The sequence below is a fragment of the Aquimarina atlantica genome (assembly GCF_000626715.1).
Classification (GTDB): Bacteria; Bacteroidota; Bacteroidia; order Flavobacteriales; family Flavobacteriaceae; genus Aquimarina; species Aquimarina atlantica.
In genome coordinates this window covers 431,238-449,857 of sequence record NZ_AQRA01000003.1, presented here as the reverse complement: position 1 = coordinate 449,857, position 18,620 = coordinate 431,238, and the positions used below count along the sequence as shown (strand labels likewise).

Genomic DNA, 18,620 nt, shown 5'->3' with positions numbered 1-18,620 from the left:
CAATGGATTGGTTTATATTTATTTTGAAGGGGCTGTGCATCTGGAGAATTACACATTTATGTAGTGCCGAAGATGGCCCCTTTGATATCATAATTACAATCAGAAAATGGTTAGGGCAAGGATTTTTTGGATCTCTATTAGATTGTTTTTATTGTCTTAGCATATGGATAAGCTTACCTTTTGCAATTTGGAAAGGAGAGAGTTGGAACCAAATACTCTTGCTTTGGTTTGCATTATCAGGGTTTGCTTGTTTGTTAGAGCAAGCAACATCAAAACAGTAATTAAAAAAAGAAAATTATGTCGTGTTGTTCACAAAAACGTTTAGAACTAACTAAAGAGTTCAACTCTAAAAAAGAGTCAAAAGAAAAATCATCTTTACCACTCCTGAAAAATATAAATACAAAATTTAGATATACAGGAAACACCTCATGGTTGTATAGAGGTGTATTGACTCATACTCGATATCATTTTAAATACTATGGGCATATTATTACTATAGATACGAGAGATGTATCTGCAGCCATGGCCGAGCCTCTTTTAGAAAACATTGCTTAGAATTAAACCTATTACAAAAACAAAGGGATAATCAAAAAGATCATCCCTTTGTTCTATAAAAAGTAATGCTTAACATTATTTTCTATGCTTTTGATATCAAGCGTCGCAAAACTTTGTTTGTCTTTGAGGGCAACCATATCCCGCGTTAGTGTTACTACAAATTTGGGTACCTCCTCCTCTTATGCTACTAGATTGCAATTTAGTGATCACTTGTTTTGACAATGTTAATTTTGATGTTAATTTTTGTTTCTTCATGATATTTACTTTTAGATTTAAGAATAATACGATCATAAAGAAATCATTAATAAAGTTTTTTTCGAAGGACAAATACATAAGCGAAGTTGTTTTTTATCTAAGCGTTAATCAACACCATGTGAAAGCTTCTAAATACTATAAAAAGGAAGTACTATTTTTACAACAGAACCTATGCAATCGTTAGTTTCGTCTTTTAAATCCTTAATTTCTAAAGAAGCATCGGATTTAAATTTTTTATTATAAATAGCCAATCGCTCTCGTACAATTTTTTCTGATAATGAAGTATGATCTTTTAGACTGGAAATATTTTTTTTAAATTGATGAGAATAACCGATTCCATTGTCGATCACCTTACAGATTATTGTGTTTTCTGTATTCGTTTCAAAAATTACTTTTACGATTCCTTTTTCTTTTTTTTCTGCGATTCCATGAATAATGGCATTCTCTACAAATGGTTGTATTATCATTGGAGGAATATGGTAAAATTCTGATTCTATTTCTGGATCCATTTCAATAGAATACATAAAACTTGTTGAGAAATTAGACTGTAATATCAAATAATGCTCTAATGCTCCTACTTCTTTTTCTAAAGGAACATATTCTTCTCTAGAGTTTTCAAGCGTAAGCCTTATTAGTTTAGATAACCCCAAAACATAATTCTGCACCTTATCAGGCTGGTCTTCATTCAATATAACAATCTTATTAAGCGCATTAAAAATGAAATGAGGATTCATTTGTGTTCTTAATAATTGTTGCTGCAGAACGACTTTTTTATATTTATCATTGAGTTTCTTTTGATAAAAATAAAAGACAATACCAATCAAGAAAATTAGCATCATCGCAATAATACTATAGAATATAATATTTCGCTGTTTTTGAATTGTCTTTTGGTCAGCCGTAAGTATTTTTAATCGTTGAATTTCAGATTTCCTTTTTTTAGTTTCATATTGAACTTGTAATTTTTCTAATTCTTGCTTTAATTGCTGTTTATGAAACTGGTTTAAGAATTCTTCTTTCTTTTTTAGAACTGCATTAGATTTAACATAATCCTTCTTATTTTGATATGCAAGAGTCATGTTTTCATATACCGAAAGGAAAAGTCCTTTATCATCTTTGTTATATTCAGAGAACTTACTTAAGCTATCTAAAACGCTTTGCAAATCTATAATAGCGTCGTCAAGTTTGCCTGAATAAATTTTTACGTAACTATAATTTGCGATATCATAAAGAGATGTTTTTAATGCTCCTTCTTTAGTAATTGGTTTATGTTGTTTTAGGATTTCGTGTGCTTTGGTGTAATATATAATAGTAGAATCTATTTTATTTTCTCGTTTATAAAGACTTCCTAAATTTCCATATAAAGTAGAGAGATTGTTTTTATAATCTAAGGCAATAGAACGCTTAATTGCTTTTTGAGTATAATATTTGGCAGAATCAATTTCATTTAAAAAATCATAATCATACAGTGCTCCAACCCTTGTAAGTGCTGTAATTAAAGATCTCGGAGTAGAAATATAAAATGAATCTTTTAATGCTCTTTTATAAAAATTTAGTGCTAAACTATCGTTTCCTATCGCTAAATGATTATTTGCTATTCCGGTAAAAATGTAACCTCTTGCTTTTGAAGGATATCTTTTTTCAATTTCTAAACACTTAAGTAGAGCAATCGTAGAATTTTGGTAATCCTTATTCTCTGCATATGATCTTCCTTTTGCAAAATATGCGTTAATAAGATTAGCTTCTTCTTTAGGATACTTATCTTTTACTGTTTCATAGGTAGTAATAGCCTTATTAGCATAAAAGATGGCAGAATCGCGTTTTTGTTCTTTCAGCATATAATAACTGTAATACGCATTGTATTTAGTCCACCCATATGTTAGTTCGTTATCTAAAAGAATCTTTTTGAAAACGATCAAATTTTCTCTATTCAACGGTTTTATCCCATATTCAGAAATTTCTTTATAAGAGTATTCTTTTTGTGTATATACATTGAATGAAAAGCTGACTAAGCTTAATAAAAATATTATACCTATCTTTTTTGATGCTAAATTTGAAATCATTTATTCCTAATAAAGGTTTATTTCCTAACAAAGCAATGAAAAAAAAAGTAAAGGTTGTAATTATAGAAGATGATCTTGATACGGTAAAATATCTCGAAAAAATTCTAACCAAAGAAAACAATGATGTAAGTATTGAAGGGTTTTCATGCTCTATTGCTGATGCTATTGATTTAATTAATAAAACTCAGCCAGAAATTGTCTTAATGGATATTGTACTAAAAGATGGAAATGCATTTGCAATTTTGGATGCCTTTCCTAATCCAAGCTTCGAAGTAATTTTTATTTCTGCACATGGCGAATTTATCGAGAAAGCTTTAGAATACTATGCATTAAACTTTCTAACTAAACCTATAAATGCGAATCGACTATTAGCTATATTTAAAAAATATAACACACTTAAACAGAGAATGTTCGAGTTTTACAAATATGAAATGTTAAAAGAAATGATTCATGAAAATGGAAAAAAATTTCTATTGCATGTAGGCAATAAACATATCGCTGTTAATTTTGCTGATATTATTCGTTGTGTCGCTGATGGAAATTACACTCTTTTCTATTTAAGTGATAAAAGAAATCTTGTGGCTTCTAAATCACTAGGGTATTATAGTGATTTATTAGAAAAGAAAAACTTTTTTAGAGCAAGTAGATTCGATTTGATCAATCTAAACCACATCACATCAATATATAAAAAAGAAACTATCGTTTTAAGTAATAATGACAAAGTGAATATTTCTACTAGAAATAAATCTAAATTAGTACATATGATAAATGAGTTATCACTATAAAAAACACATTAGATTGTTAAAAAAATACCGGTCAAGAAACGACCTAAGTTAATCATAAACGCTAATCGGTATTGGCCAATTTTCTTGCTACAAATCTAATCACCGACCCTTTTCCTATATGATATTTACCTTCATTTAATAGAATTTCTTCTTCCTTTAATACTATGATTTCATAATTTTTAAAATCAGCTATTATTTCTTCTTTAGAGTACAACATATCAATATCATTTGGGCCTCCAACTTTAGGATTAAGCTTTCTAAGGGGTATATGGTTTTTGCTAAAAGCTTCTAAAATAATAATACCACCTTCTTTGAGATAGTCGTTTAATTTTTTGTGAAATGCTGACTTCTTTTCGGCAGAAAAATGAGCATATATAAGTCCGATCGTATCAAATGTTTCTCTTTGAAACTTAAGTTGTTCTAGGTTTCCTACAACGTAATCAAGAATTACATGATTCTCTTTTGCTAGTTGTATTGCTTTTGATTGCCCTTCTATACTTAGGTCAAATGAAGTTACTTTCCATCCAAGTTTTGCTGCAAATACCCCGTTACGCCCTTCGCCATCTGCTGGCATCAATATAGATCCAGGTTCAAATTTCTGAAGCCATTCTTTAAAAAACACATTAGGTTCTTTACCATAGGCAAATTCTTGATCTTTATATCTATTGTCCCATTTCTGATTCATATGATTCGGTTTACATTTACTTATACATAAATTACTACTCATTATTTATGTACAAAAATAGTCCTCGTTATCATCCAAAGAATAGGATAGAACTTCAATTTAATAGGACGTACATGAAGTTATATTTAAGATGGATTGTCTATTTAATAAAGCAGAAAAACATTTTTATTTCTCAGAAGAAATAATATTAAATAAAACCGCATCAATATTCTCTTTTATATACAAAACCACAAACTATTACTTTTACAATTTTTGTTTAAACAGATAATCCCAGAGTATTATATAAACTTGCTGTTGTCATAAGTCGTTTAATAAGTAGAGTATTTTCTTTTAACTGTATATCGAGTAATTTTTGTTCTCGTGAGTTTATAATAAATAATGAGCTTTCTCCTAAAAAGAATTTACGTTCTTCTGCCTTAACTAATGCTTCATAATCTATGACGATATTTCTTATTAATTGATTTTGTTTAGTAAGTGAATTAATCTCTGCATAAACAGCATCTATTTTATTTTGAAGAGTGATCGCTGTTGATACTCGTTCAAGATTGGCGTCTTGTAATTTTAATTTAGCCAATCGCAAATCTCCTCTTGCCTTACGCAAAAATAATGGTAAACTAAAATTTACAAATGCTTTGTAGTTCGTAGTATTAAAAGTGCGTATTTGATCAATTTTTGGTGTTAAGAAATTATACTGAATATTTATTTTAGGTAATAATTTATTTAGTTTTAAAGAGCGTTCTACGGTAAGTCCATCAATTTTGGCGTCGAGACTTAATAATTTAGGGTGATTGCTAAGCAATTCTGAAGTATTCGTAATACCTTCTAATAAGAGTGAAGCTTCTAACGTATTTAATTCTGGTACTACCGGTACTACATCCTCCTTAATTTCCATTGGTATATCATTTAGCCATAAATAATTACTAACGATTAGAGCTGCCTTTTTTCTCTTTAAAGAAGCTGCTTCCAGATTAAGTTGTCTGTTCTGTAATGTAATTCTGGCTTCAGTAATATCAATAGCTGCTTTTTCACCTGTTTCAACACTACGCTCTACAGCCATAAGGCGTGTATTTGCATTTTTTAGAAAAGTTGTATAAAGTAACTGTTCATTAGTAGCTTTTAACCACTCTAAGTAAGCTTTACTAGCTTCGAACAATAATGTATTAACAAGTAAATCTCTGTCGGCTTTAGTTTGCTTCCTAAAAAAACGTGCTTTTTTAAGTGAGGCCATGCGTTCGTTGATCAAAAAACCTTGAGCCAACGAAAACGAAACCCCTGCGCTATATAGTCCTTCATCAGGGACAGTAAGACTTGGATTTAGAAATTCGCCTGTATTTTCTTCAAAATTTGCTTTAAACTCAATACCGTACCAAGTGGGTATTTTAAAAGTAGCACTTAATTGATCGTAGTATTCTGTATTTTTAAATTTCTTTCGATCATAATCTACTTCGATTTTTGGATCAAATCCACCACGTGCTTTTAATAAATTTGCCTCACCAATACTTAATGTAAGTTCGGCTTGTTTCATTAGTGGGTGATGCTTTTTTACATAGCCCAAATATTCTTCAAAGGTAAGTGTTTGTACTAATGAAGTAGTTGTATTTTGTTCTGTCTCAGCTACGCTACTCTGGCTTAGCACGGGTTTTGCAAAAGCGAGCAAAATCAATACACTGATATATTTAATAGCTATTGTCATTTACTTTTTAGCTTTAGTTGATTCTTTCTTATCCCTGATGTAATAATTAGGTGGAAAACCATTTAATTGGCGCCATAATTCGTACCAAATAGGTACGTTTTCTAATAATGCTATAGTATATGCACCAGAGCCTACTCGAACATTTTTAGGCCATGGGTTCTCTGCATCATCAGGAGCTATTAGGATTCTAAATTTTCCATTAGTACTTATAAAGGTTTCTATCGCAACAATTTTTCCTGCATAGGTTCCATAAGATGCATTAGGCCAACCACTAAAGAAAATAGCAGGCCAACCATCAAATTGAACCCTAACACTCTCTCCAATATGTATTAATGGTAAATCTATAGGGTTTACAAAAGTTTCTACAGCGAGATCATACTCTACTGGCATAATACCTACAAGTTTTTCGCCTTCTTTAAAAGTCTCGCCCAGTCCCCCGCGTAGGGCTTTGTTTATATAACCGTTTTGTGGTGCTGTGATATAATACAAAGCATTACGTATCTGATAATTAGCCGACTGATTTTCAAGTTTAGTAACCTGTGCTTCTGCCTCAAACTGTCTTGATTCTGCTGTAAAACGCTCACTACGTGATTTGGCAATTTTATCGGTATACTCGGCAGCGATACGGTTGATCTCAATAGTTGCATTAAGCACTTCATTTTGGTTAGCAAGCAATTTGTTTTTCTGAGAAATTAATTTGGCTTGCGTTTCTTGTAGCTTTAGGCGTTTTTCTTCTACATCGGTCATCGCTTTTAAACCTTCGCTTTGCAGAATAACGGTACGATCAAACTGGCGTTGAGCAATATCAAGATTCGTTTTATAAGCCTGTAAATCGATACTATCACTCTTTACTTTTAATCGAGATTGTTCTAGCTTATTTTTAGCTTGTGAAAGTTTTAGTTGCCGCTCATTATTTAATGCGTTTACTTGACTTTCTAATGCCTTAATCTTTTCTTGATAGGATAATACCGATCGATTTTTGGCATCTCGCTGCCGATTAGTACGTTCAACTAAGCGTGGATCTTGATACTCGTTTTTTATTTCAGAAATAAATAAAATGGTATCCCCTTTTTTTACAAAATCACCTTCTTTAACATACCATTTTTCAATACGTCCTGGTATAGGTGACTGTATTGTTTGTGGCCTTTGATCTGGTGTCAAAGTAGTTACATAGCCATTGCCATTTACATTTTGAGTCCATGGTAAAAAGAGGATGATAATGACAATGATAGCAAAAACACCTAAAAACTTATTGAATAACTTATTATGCTTAGAAGTAAATGCTTTTGAAAAAGCGGTATACCCTTCAAGCGATACTTTTTTGTTTAATTGATTATGAGAGATATTAAGCATTGTTTGTGTTCTTAGAGGTTATTCTTCCTTCTGAAATTTTAATGGTTTGATTGCAATAGTCTTTCCATTGCCCATTTTGGCTAGAGATTATGAGTGCCCAGGGGCGTTCTGGAGCTGTTAAATATTTGATAATACGAGATGCCTCATTCGTTTCAAAATGTTCTAAAGGATCTTTAAGTAAGAGTAATTTAGGGTTATGTATAATGGCTCTTGCAAGCACTATTCGCTTAGATATGGTAAACGGGATTTGCTGTCCTTCAGGGTACAACATGGTATTGATTCCATTAGGTTGTTCTTTTATAAAAGACAATAGTCCAAGATTTTTAAGTACAGAATGTAAATGTTCTTGCGAAACCTCTTTGTTTCCAAAGGTTATGTTATCCAGGATGGTGCCTTCAAATGGAGATTGTACAGGAAGTACTTGCCCTATATGAGCACGATATTTATTGAGCCAGAGACCTTTTATAGAAACACCATTAATATACAATGCACCAGTTGTAGGAGATATAAGGCCAGAAAGGATTTTAATTAAGGTCGTCTTTCCTGTTCCCGAAGCTCCATCAAATAGAACTCTATCTGTTTTTTTTATATTAAAATCAATACCACTCAACACCTCTTGGCCCTCTGGAGTACTGTATTTTAGGTTGTCGATCTCTATATGTAAATCTTGTTCGCTTGTAAATGGGTCTTCTCCAGATTGCATCTCTTGTTCTTTATCTACAAACTGTCCTATTTTCTCTAACGAGGTTAGTACGTCATAAAATGATTCTAGTCCTTTGATAAGTTTTTCGACCGAACCAATAACAAGCAGAATGATAATTTCTGCAGCTACAAACTGTCCTATATTCATTTGCTGATTAAGCACTAATAGTCCGCCAACAATTAGTAATCCTGCAGTCACAAGAACTTTAAAACCGATGAGTTGAATAAATTGTAACACTAGTACCTTAAAGTGATTTTCACGGGCTTCAAGATAGTTTGTGGTTAGATCATCATTACGTTTCATCGCTAAATCTGTGTTCCCAGAAAGCTTAAAACTTATAAGTGATCTAGCTATTTCTTGTAACCAATGCGCAACCTTATACTTACTTTTTGATTCTACAAGACTGGTTTCAAGTCCTCTTTTTGCTGTAAACTTAAAGACCACATAAATGAGTAAAATCAATAAAAAACCATAAATAATAAAGAAGGAATGATAAAAGGATAGCAATATCAAACCAAATATAATTTGTAGTGTAGCCGCCGGAAAATCTATTAGAATTTTCGATAGCCCTTTTTGTATTGTTAATACATCAAAAAATCGGTTTGCCAATTCTGGCGGATAGTAATTATTTAGTTCTTTCATTTTTATTTTAGGAAACCGATACGCAAACTCAAAAGAGGCTCGGGTAAAAATCTTTTGTTGCATATTTTCTAAAATACGTATTTGCATCAATTGTAAAACTCCTTGAAATGCAACTCCCATTGTGACAAGAACCACAAGTACAATCCACGAGGTAGATACCTGAGCACCTTGAATAAGATTTATAATGGCTTGTATCCCCAGTGGTAGGGTGAGCGCTACTATACCAGCAAAAATGGCGTAGTAGAAAATTTGACGAATATCTTTTTTATCCAGTTCAAGAAGACTTAAAAATCTCTTCCAGGGTGATATTTTATTTTCCATTTAACTTAGAATTGGGTGTTAATGGTTAGGGATCAATAGGTATTAATCCTTATTTTGTTATGCTATTTGAATGAAATGTTTCCTTAAGAATTAGGAAACCTATATAAAATAATTAGAATGGTTTTATGCCACATCTGGAGGTGGAATAAGGATTTCTATATAAAGATTACTATACATATTCGGGGATGAATAGATAGAAAAACCCATACCATGCTCTAGAAGATGATTATGTAAATCTAAAATCTGTAATTCGTTTTTTCCATCTTTCTGTTGCTCTTCCTTTTCTATATTTTCTTCGTCATCTACATGAACTAATTCGTAAGAAGAATCTGCAAGAAAGCTCATGGTTTCAGCCAAAGGTTGAATAAATACGGCAAGCAATACCACCAATATTGTGAGGCTTTTAAAAAATGCGAGTATGTCTCTCTTGCACAAATTCATTTTATAGTTTTTAATACGAGATCGTGATAAAAACGAACACTATTGTTTTTACCTTCTTCAACATCTGTAATTTTTGCATTCTTATTACAAAGATATAATAGTAATACTATTACATAACGAAGTTTAACTATAATTAATAATAGTTTAACAATTAACTATAATCAGATTGTACTCAAAAACCTGAAGTTTTTTAATATAGATATATTATAATCTCATGTTAACCTAGATTAGTTACATTCTTTTTCTAATCAAAAAATTCTTGCAAACAATAAATCGATTTTAATTAAATTCTTGAAACACATAAGTATGTTAAAAAGTAGTTTCTACTCGATGCTTCTTTAGATACGCAATAGCCCCCATTTCTTTGGCTTCTTTTTTGAATACTTTAGGAGTTTTTTTAAAATATTTCTTGAAACATTTCGAAAAATATTTTGGGTCATTAAATCCAGTCATAAAGGATGCCTCAGAAATATTATAACCATATTTTGTAATTAAAACGGCTGCTTTTTTCAAACGCATCAATCGTACAAAATCAACTAGACTATTTCCTGTTAATGCTTGGCATTTTCGGTAAAGACTAGAATATCCCATGTGCAAAGACTCTGCAAGTTCTTCCATTTTAAAATCAGCATCATCTATTCTTAAATTTATGTTAGACACAAGATTTTCAAGAAAAATTTCGTCTTGCGATTTTTCTAATTTTACTTTAGGAATACTAATAATTTCTTTACGATATTTTGATATGATATGCTCTTTAGATGAAATAATATTTTTAACTTTCAATAATAATTCATTCGTATTGAATGGTTTATTAATATATTCTATTGCACCAGATTTAAGCCCTGATATTTTAGCTTTTGTAGAGTTTTTAGCAGTAAGTAATATAATGGGGATATGCATGGTTACCTGGTCTTTTTGAAGTTTTTTGCACATTTCTATACCATTTAACTTTGGCATGACTATATCACTCAAAATCAAGTCAGGAAAATTGTTTTTTGCATAGTAATAACCTTCCTCACCATTTTCGGCCATGATGACATTATATTTGATATGTAACAATTCTTTTAAAAAGGTTTGCAGGTCAAAATTATCTTCTACTATCAAAATAGTTTTTTTTGATAGATCTAATTCTTCTTCTTTAATTAAAGTATCATTTTCTATTAAAGAAAAATCACCAGGTTCTTCTGCATCATCAGTTATGATTCTCTCGGTTTCGGTATAGGCATTTTCTGTAATTGGAAATTTAATAATAAATGTTGTGCCTTCTACAGGGTTAGAATTGACCTTAATCTTGCCTTTATGTAAGTTTATTAATTCTTTGGTGAGCGCTAACCCTATGCCTGCGCCTTTATTTTTTTTACCAATATCAGATTGATAAAATAGTTTGAAAATATGCTGTAGTTCTTCGTCTGGAATTCCCGGCCCCGAATCTATGACAGATAATTTGATAAATTTTTTATTATTAACTGGTACAATATTTAAAAAAATATTCCCCTCTTTAGGAGTAAACTTAAAAGCATTAGAAAGCAAATTATAAATTACATGTTCTAGTTTTTCTTTGTCATACCAGATTGCAGGCAGGTTTTTAGGGCAATTAACGATAAAATCAATCTTTCTTTTTCTGGCTAATTCTTTAAAGGATATAGAGATATTTTGTATGTCTTTATGTAAATCATTTTTGGTTACAGTTAATCTTAGAGCTCCTAATTCTTTATTTCTAACCAGTGTTAATTCTTGCGCAATTTTAGAAAGACGTTTGGTATTATATGACATAATCTCTAAGCGCTGTTTCAATAATAAGTTTCCATTCTTTTCGGCTTTTTGTAACATATCATCTATAGGGCCAAGGATCAATGTAATCGGTGTTTGAATTTCATGAGACATTTTTGCAAAGAAATTCATCTTCAAATCATGCAATTCATTTTCTTTTTTATGACTCACCTTTTCTAGAAACAGTTTTTTTCTTAATGAATACCATCTTCTTATTCCATAAGCAGTCAACATGAGGATAAGCAGATAAAAAATATAAGCCAGAGGTGTATTCCATAGAGGTTGTTGTATGGTAATTGCTATTTTCTTTTCGGGAAGATCCCAAACCCCTTTTTTGGTTCCTGTTTTAATCTCAAAAGTGTAGTTTCCCGAGGGAATATTTGTATAGGTGGCCAAACGTTCTGATTGACTGGTTATCCAATTTTCATCAAATCCTTTTAATCTATAAGCATAATAATAACTTGGATTTAAAATATTATCTATTGCATAAAATCTAAATGAAAAATGAGATTGATTATGTTTTAATTTTAGAGATTCAATATTAGATATTCCTGTAGTAGTTTTGTAGGGTAATAATGAATAAACGGGTTGATTAAGTATTTCTATACTGTTAATATATAATTTAGTTTCAGAAGCCTTTTTATTCAGATGTTTTGGGTCAAAACTATTTAATCCTTTAACTCCTCCAAAGTACAAAAGCCCCTTCGTATCTTTAAATTTGCTTCTGGGTAAAAACATATTATCCTGAAGTCCATCTGTATCATAATACGTTTTTAGAATAAGTTTTTTTGTATCTAGATGGCTTATACCATTATTTTTAGAGCTCATCCATAAGTCGTTATTCTCATCTTTAAGAATTGCTATAAACATTTTTTCACCAATAGATTCGACATTTTCAAATGTAGTATACGTTTTGTTCTTAGTATCAAATTTTAATAACTTACCTAATCTGTTAATTAACCATATTTCTCCGGGATCGCCTAGAATCATAGATTTAACAGCATGGATTTCGTCTTTATAGTTTTTATTTTTTTGTGAATAATCAATAAATGTAGAATACTGTATACCAGAGGAATGCTCATTATATTGAAACAACCCTCCGTTATAAAGTCCTAACCAAATTATACCATTTCTATCTTCTAAAATACTCTCTGTGTTAGTACCTTTTAGCCCATTAGAATTATTATCAAAAACAGCTAAAAGCTTTAAATCAGAAGAGTAAATATTAACCGAAAGGTTCGATCCTATCCAAATACGTCCTTGAGAATCAGAAAATACTGTTCTTATATCTGTCGCTTCCTGTCTATTAGAATTATAAATACTTATCTTTTGAAAAGTGTTCTTACTTGTATTGTGATACCATAAACCATTCTTATAAGTACCAAACCAAATATTTGAAAGATCATCTTCTGTAATGGATTGAATATAAAATCCTCTATTTAGAGATATATCATTAAAGTATCGCCTTTCTTTAGTGGTTCCATCGGTATTATAGGTAACTCTTGTTAACCCAGATCCGTCTGTTCCGATCCACAAAACATTTTTAGAGCTTTTAAAAATGCTTAAAACTCTAAGAGGTGTATTGTTATCGGACCCTTCGTGATATCTAATTTTGTTATTTCTGTTCGGAAGGATATTAAGTTTACCATAGTTCGTTGTAATCCATATGTTTTTATGGTTATCTTCATTAATATCCAAAACGGTATTACTACTCAAGGAAAATTCATTAGAGTATTGCCGTGTAAATAAATCTACCTCTCCACTGTTTATATTTATTTTGTACAATCCACCTCCATCTGTTCCTCCCCACATATATCCATCTTTACTGCAAAACAATGACAAAAACATCTCCTTGTTGATATTAAACTTCTCTTCCTCAAAAAAAGAATCTTGAATAAATTGCTTACGAATTGGGTCGTAAACAAATAGGCCATAAGTTTCGGTACCTACCCAAAGTTTATTATTGATATCTGAAGCCAGGATAATATTACCAGGGTAGTTAGTAAATGGTCCTACCAATTCGGTGGTCTGCTCTGATTTTAAAGAATACCTATATATTGTGCCTCTGTTGGTACTTACATATACTTCTGAAGAGTTTAATATCTCAATATCCATAATATTTTCGATTCCAGAACCGCTGTTTGAAATTGTAGCGATAAAATTCATTTTAGAATCGACATATCTGTAAATATTACCAAGTTTAGAAGCCAACCAAATACTTTCTTTTTCTGCTACAATAGAGCTTACAACATCATTTTTGGGTAACAAAACAGTCATGTCTTCAAATTGATTATCGATTGCTATATATTTTGATATCAATCCAAATTGAGACGTTACCCATATATTTTTTTTGTAATCAACTAGCATATTGTTTATAAAGTCATTATGCTGAATATCTGGAAAAATCATCTTGTTTTTAATCAGTTTATAATCATACCCATTATACACTAATATCCCATCAGAGCATAACATCCAAATATTACCAAATGAATCTTGCACAGTTTTAGTTGGGATAACAAATTTATTATCATTAACTGGTGAGAGATGTCTAAAACTTGTGTGATTTTGAGCATGCAAGAAAAGAGAGCATGACATAAAAAAACTTAACAAAAGATAGATTTTTAATCCAGACATAAAACACTCATTTTTTAGTAAAATATCTCTTAGCATTCTACTACAATTATTTAACAATATGATTTTCTGTAATTGTACTAATATGAAAATTATACACATCAGATGTTATTCACATAATCTCAAGTCTATACTTTAATATTAAATTTTTAACAACTATGATAAACTATTACTTAAAGTAGTGTTAAATATATTAATAAAAATTACCAAAAATGGCTTCAAAAGATTAGAAGAACGCCTTAAAAAGTAGTCTAATTCGTCAAAAAAGAGGAGAAAATAAGCATTGATACAATTAAGTCTTAAATAGTACTCCTAAACGCTTAAAATATCATCTTAAATAAGGAATCTATCCGTCATATTTGAATTCTCATAGTTTAACATATAAATAACTTAAATGAATTCTAGACGAAATTTTGTTAAAAAAACAGCACTTGCCAGTGCAGGTGTATCACTACTTTCAAACTTATCTTTTGGAGCAGTCACTAACCTAACAGACAGGAAGCTTAGATTAGCTTTCATTGGAGTAGGATTAAGAGGGATGAACCATTTTAACAATGCTCTTAATAGAAAAGATATTGATATAACCGCTATCTGTGATATAGATCCCGAGCGAATAAAAATAGCATTAAAGAAAATAGATGAAGCTAATTTTTCAAAGCCCAAAGTTTTTGGAAACAGTGATCTTGATTACAGAAATTTACTAGAATTAGAAAATGTCGATGCAGTAATAATATCTACTCCCTGGTTATGGCATACTAAAATGGCTGTAGATGCTATGAAAGCAGGAAAATATACCGGTCTAGAGGTATCCGCAGCCAATACTATTGAAGAATGTTGGGATTTGGTAAATACTCATGAAGCAACCGGGACTCATTTAATGATCTTAGAAAATGTAAACTATCGTAGAGATGTTCTCGCTATTCTAAATATGGTGAAGCAGAATGTTTTTGGAGAATTGGTTCATTTTAGATGTGGTTATCAACATGATCTTCGTTTTGTAAAATTAAATGATGGGAAATCTGCGTATGGTAAAGGTGTAGAATTTGGGGAAAAAGGAATATCAGAATCCAAATGGAGAACTCAACATTCTGTACTAAGAAATGGAGATGTGTATCCAACTCATGGCGTGGGGCCAGTTGCTACCATGTGCGATGTTAATAGAGGCAATCGTTTTACTTCATTAAGTTCTAATGCAACAAAAGCTATTGGCCTACATAATTACATCGTAAAACATGGAGGAAAGGACCATCCGAATGCAAAAATAAAATTTAAGCAAGGAGATGTTATTACCACTACAATTGAAACCGCCAAAGGAGAAACAATCATTGTAACACATGATTGCAACTTACCAAGGCCTTACTCTTTAGGATTTAGAGTGCAGGGAGCCAATGGATTATGGGAAGTTGATGGTAACAGAATGTATATAGAAGGACAATCAAAACCACATCAATGGGATAATGCAGATCAATGGCTCAAAAAATATGATCATCCTTTATGGCAAAAGTATGGTGAATTAGCCACTGGTGCAGGCCACGGAGGAATGGATTTCTTTGTCCTAAATGCGTTTGTAGAATCTGCAAAAGAAAATATTGCTCCACCTCTTGATGTATATGATGCAGCAGCTTGGAGTGCAATTACACCATTATCAGAATTATCTATTGAAAACAATGGAGAACCACAAGATTTTCCTGATTTCACAAGAGGGATGTGGGTAAAACGCAAACCTTATAATTGGATAAAAAGTAAGTATTAAATCACTAAATCATAATATATGGAAAAATTAAAGATTATTCTATTGATCCTCATATGTGCTTTCACAAGTAGTATGTTAGCTCAAGAAAAAACAATAACAGGAACTGTTTACGACACATCAGATAGACCTGTTGTTGGAGCTTCTATCCTAATCAAAGGCACTACAAAAGGAACTACATCAGATTTTGATGGGAATTATACCATAAAAGCTAATAAAAAAGATGTTCTCGAAATATCTTATGTAGGATTTATAACGCAAGAGGTAGTGGTAAATGAACAAACAAAAATAAACATTAACCTACAAGAAGATATTAGTCAATTAGAAGAAATCATTGTTGTGGCTTATGGAACACAAAAAAAAGAAATGATTACCTCATCGATAGTAAATATCAAATCAGAAAAACTAAAAGATATCACAACTCCCGATGTGACTACCATGTTACAAGGAAAAGTAGCAGGTGTGCGTTTAGGAGCTTCTAGCGGTAGTCCGGGATCCGTACCCAATATATTAATACGAGGTTCTTCATCTCTAGGAGGTAGAGTAACCCCTCTATGGGTGGTTGATGGTGTAATACAACATAGTATACCTATAGTTAATCCAAATGATGTTCAATCGGTATCAGTACTTAAAGATGCTTCTGCAACGTCGCTTTATGGGTCTCGTGGAGCAAACGGAGTAGTTATTGTTACTACAAAACGAGGAACCTCAGGTAAGTCAGAAATTAGTGTAAGTTCAAAAGTAGCTATAAATACTTTTAATACCGGAAAATTTGAAGTTATGGACTCTGCACAATTATATGAGTATCATACACAATTCTCAAATTCACAACCTTGGTTTACTCCAGAATTATTAAATCGAAATTATGATTGGATCGAAAACGGAACTCAAGATGGTTTTGTAAAAGATGTAAATGTATCGTTTACCTCGGGAACTGAAAAGCTAAAACTATATATCAATGGAGGTTACTATAATGAAACAGGAACTCTGCGAGGTAATGAGCTAGATAGATATACATATCGGATGAATCTGGATTATGATATTACACAGCGTTTAAAACTAAGTCCTAAATTATCGTTTAGTTTTGATAACAGAGATAAAATTGCAGAGGCTCCCTTATACGAATTGTATCTAAACTTGCCTTGGGATAATCCTTTTGATGCAGAAGGTAAACCAATTAATGCGCAGGAAGACTCTAATTGGCTAGGAAGAGATCAAAGAAATTACTTATATGATCAACAATGGAATTATGCTTCTGATAACACATTTAATCTAAGTTCAAACTTCGATTTTGAATACCAAATTATACCTAATCTGGTTTTTAAATCAGTGAACAATTTTACATACTATCGTTATAAATCTAAAACATATACAGATCCCAGATCAATTGCTGGTTTAGCAAACGGAGGTAGTATACGAGATGTTGTAGCCGAACGATTTACCAAATTAACAACTCAAACACTAAGATATTCAAACACATACGGAGAGCATTCTGTGACTGCCTTAGGAGGTTATGAGTATAATGACTATGAGTTTGAAAATGTAGATGTTACAGGTAATGGTATTGTAGCAGGAACAGAAGTTTTAAACGTTGCAAGTGAAACCGGAGAAATAAGAGGACTCAAGAATGATTATGCGCTACAATCATTCTTTCTTTCTGCCGATTATGGGTACAGTAATCGATATTTTGTAAAAGCTTCCATACGTAGAGATGGAGCCTCTAATTTTGGATTAGATAATCAATATGGTAATTTCTTTGCACTAGGTGCAGGCTGGAATATACATAATGAAGCCTTTTTTGACAGCAAAGTTGTTAATGAGTTTAAATTGCGATTGAGTTATGGATCTGTAGGAAACAGGCCATCATCTTTATATCCATATCAAGGAACATATAGATTAAATACACAATATATAGGAACACCAGGCGCAGTATTAGATCAATTGGGAAATCCTGATTTAAGTTGGGAAAAAACATATGAAGCAAATATTGCGATTGACACAAGGTTGTTTGATAGAGTAAGTGCAACATTTGAATATTACAATAAAGATACGTCCGATTTGTTGTATTTCGTGGATTTACCAGACGTTACGGGATACAGTGGATTTTGGGAGAATGTTGGAGGTTTAACTAATACAGGATATGAAGCTGCAATTTCGGTCGATGTTATACAAAATAAAAATTTTGAATGGAATCTAGGGTTTAATATAGGATTTAACAAAAATGAAGTTACAGAATTGTTTGATGGGCAAACAGAAATTCCCAGAGGGTCCAAAATATTTAAAATCGGAGAAGACTCTAGTTCATGGTACATAAGAAAATGGTTAGGTGTTGATCCAGATAATGGAAACCCACTATGGGAAGTCGTTGATCCTGATACCGGAGAACGAACAGAAACCAGTAATTGGAATGATGCTACTCTACAAGTTGTAGATGCATCCTCTCCAGATTTCATAGGAGGATTTGATTCTAGGCTAAGCTATAAAAACATATCACTTTCCGCCAATTTTAATTTCTCTAAAGGAGGAAAGCTATATAATGGAGCCCGAGAACTGTTTGACTCAGATGGATTCTACTCTACGTTTAATCAACAAGTACTAGCTGACGATTGGAACAGGTGGGAAAAACCAGGAGATATAGCAACGCACCCGTTAGCTGTCGAAGGTGGTAACAACAATTCTAATAAGCGTTCATCTCGCTATTTAGAAGATGCTAGCTATTTAAGAATGACAAATGTTACACTATCCTATAATTTACCTCAGAATGTGTTAAATAAAATAGGAATAAGCAACTTTAACGTATATGTGGCAGGAGACAATTTATTAACATTTACAAAATACAGTGGTGTTGATCCTGCAGTCACAGGTAATCCAAATGATCCCAATAACATAGGCTTATCAGGAAGCCCTGGATTAACGTATCCGATACCAAAACGCTATGTATTGGGTGTTAACGTATCATTTTAAAAAATATTTAAA

13 protein-coding genes are annotated in these 18,620 nt (G+C 31.7%); 5 read left to right on the top strand and 8 right to left on the bottom strand.

Annotation, left to right across the window (positions count from 1 at the left end; genetic code table 11):
• Positions 1-2: 2 nt before the first annotated feature.
• Both ATO12_RS08505 and ATO12_RS08500 read left to right on the top strand, forming a co-directional pair.
• On the top strand, positions 3-281 hold the full coding sequence (locus ATO12_RS08505) for a DUF1360 domain-containing protein (protein ID WP_034241221.1): 279 nt from the start codon (positions 3-5) through the stop codon (positions 279-281).
• A gap of 16 nt (positions 282-297) precedes the next feature.
• The gene (locus tag ATO12_RS08500) at positions 298-555 is read left to right on the top strand and encodes a hypothetical protein (RefSeq protein ID WP_034241220.1); all 258 of its coding nucleotides are present in this window, start codon (positions 298-300) and stop codon (positions 553-555) included.
• 96 nt (positions 556-651) lie between these two features.
• Here the strand turns inward: ATO12_RS08500 and ATO12_RS26005 are convergent, their stop codons facing one another.
• Both ATO12_RS26005 and ATO12_RS08490 read right to left on the bottom strand, forming a co-directional pair.
• Positions 652-810, bottom strand: coding sequence for a class I lanthipeptide (locus ATO12_RS26005; RefSeq protein ID WP_160170078.1), 159 nt, complete (start codon positions 808-810; stop codon positions 652-654).
• 128 nt (positions 811-938) lie between these two features.
• Positions 939-2,741 (bottom strand): histidine kinase, encoded by a 1,803-nt coding sequence (locus ATO12_RS08490; RefSeq protein ID WP_165583352.1) that lies wholly within the window; start codon positions 2,739-2,741, stop codon positions 939-941.
• A gap of 164 nt (positions 2,742-2,905) precedes the next feature.
• Here ATO12_RS08490 and ATO12_RS08485 point away from each other — a divergent pair, with 164 nt between their 5' ends.
• Positions 2,906-3,655, top strand: coding sequence for a LytR/AlgR family response regulator transcription factor (locus ATO12_RS08485; RefSeq protein WP_034241215.1), 750 nt, complete (start codon positions 2,906-2,908; stop codon positions 3,653-3,655).
• 61 nt (positions 3,656-3,716) lie between these two features.
• Here ATO12_RS08485 and ATO12_RS08480 read toward each other — a convergent pair whose 3' ends face one another.
• From ATO12_RS08480 to ATO12_RS08455, 6 genes are all read right to left on the bottom strand, one after another.
• Positions 3,717-4,340, bottom strand: coding sequence for a class I SAM-dependent methyltransferase (locus tag ATO12_RS08480; RefSeq protein WP_034241370.1), 624 nt, complete (start codon positions 4,338-4,340; stop codon positions 3,717-3,719).
• A gap of 256 nt (positions 4,341-4,596) precedes the next feature.
• Positions 4,597-6,033, bottom strand: a complete 1,437-nt coding sequence (locus ATO12_RS08475) for a TolC family protein (RefSeq protein WP_034241213.1) — start codon at positions 6,031-6,033, stop codon at positions 4,597-4,599.
• Positions 6,034-7,386, bottom strand: coding sequence for an HlyD family secretion protein (locus tag ATO12_RS08470; protein WP_034241212.1), 1,353 nt, complete (start codon positions 7,384-7,386; stop codon positions 6,034-6,036).
• Complete coding sequence (locus tag ATO12_RS08465; RefSeq protein WP_034241210.1) at positions 7,379-9,052, bottom strand: peptidase domain-containing ABC transporter; 1,674 nt, start codon at positions 9,050-9,052, stop codon at positions 7,379-7,381. The genes ATO12_RS08470 and ATO12_RS08465 overlap by 8 nt, the downstream gene beginning before the upstream one ends.
• Positions 9,053-9,175: 123 nt before the next feature.
• Positions 9,176-9,493, bottom strand: a complete 318-nt coding sequence (locus tag ATO12_RS08460) for a hypothetical protein (protein ID WP_034241209.1) — start codon at positions 9,491-9,493, stop codon at positions 9,176-9,178.
• A gap of 309 nt (positions 9,494-9,802) precedes the next feature.
• On the bottom strand, positions 9,803-13,897 hold the full coding sequence (locus ATO12_RS08455) for an ATP-binding protein (RefSeq protein WP_165583351.1): 4,095 nt from the start codon (positions 13,895-13,897) through the stop codon (positions 9,803-9,805).
• Positions 13,898-14,288: 391 nt separating this feature from the next.
• Between ATO12_RS08455 and ATO12_RS08450 the strand changes: the two genes are divergently transcribed.
• Positions 14,289-15,647 (top strand): Gfo/Idh/MocA family protein, encoded by a 1,359-nt coding sequence (locus ATO12_RS08450; protein WP_034241205.1) that lies wholly within the window; start codon positions 14,289-14,291, stop codon positions 15,645-15,647.
• A gap of 18 nt (positions 15,648-15,665) precedes the next feature.
• Positions 15,666-18,608, top strand: coding sequence for a SusC/RagA family TonB-linked outer membrane protein (locus ATO12_RS08445; protein WP_034241204.1), 2,943 nt, complete (start codon positions 15,666-15,668; stop codon positions 18,606-18,608).
• The last annotated feature ends 12 nt before the right edge of the window (positions 18,609-18,620 follow it).

Coding starts and splice junctions, on each gene's coding strand:
- ATO12_RS08485 (WP_034241215.1), top strand. CDS start 2,906: ATGAAAAAAAAAGTAAAGGTTGTAATTATAGAAGATGATCTTGATACG.
- ATO12_RS08460 (WP_034241209.1), bottom strand. CDS start 9,493: ATGAATTTGTGCAAGAGAGACATACTCGCATTTTTTAAAAGCCTCACA.
- ATO12_RS08470 (WP_034241212.1), bottom strand. CDS start 7,386: ATGCTTAATATCTCTCATAATCAATTAAACAAAAAAGTATCGCTTGAA.
- ATO12_RS08455 (WP_165583351.1), bottom strand. CDS start 13,897: ATGTCTGGATTAAAAATCTATCTTTTGTTAAGTTTTTTTATGTCATGC.
- ATO12_RS08500 (WP_034241220.1), top strand. CDS start 298: ATGTCGTGTTGTTCACAAAAACGTTTAGAACTAACTAAAGAGTTCAAC.
- ATO12_RS08450 (WP_034241205.1), top strand. CDS start 14,289: ATGAATTCTAGACGAAATTTTGTTAAAAAAACAGCACTTGCCAGTGCA.
- ATO12_RS08445 (WP_034241204.1), top strand. CDS start 15,666: ATGGAAAAATTAAAGATTATTCTATTGATCCTCATATGTGCTTTCACA.
- ATO12_RS08475 (WP_034241213.1), bottom strand. CDS start 6,033: ATGACAATAGCTATTAAATATATCAGTGTATTGATTTTGCTCGCTTTT.
- ATO12_RS08480 (WP_034241370.1), bottom strand. CDS start 4,340: ATGAATCAGAAATGGGACAATAGATATAAAGATCAAGAATTTGCCTAT.
- ATO12_RS26005 (WP_160170078.1), bottom strand. CDS start 810: ATGAAGAAACAAAAATTAACATCAAAATTAACATTGTCAAAACAAGTG.
- ATO12_RS08505 (WP_034241221.1), top strand. CDS start 3: ATGGATTGGTTTATATTTATTTTGAAGGGGCTGTGCATCTGGAGAATT.
- ATO12_RS08465 (WP_034241210.1), bottom strand. CDS start 9,052: ATGGAAAATAAAATATCACCCTGGAAGAGATTTTTAAGTCTTCTTGAA.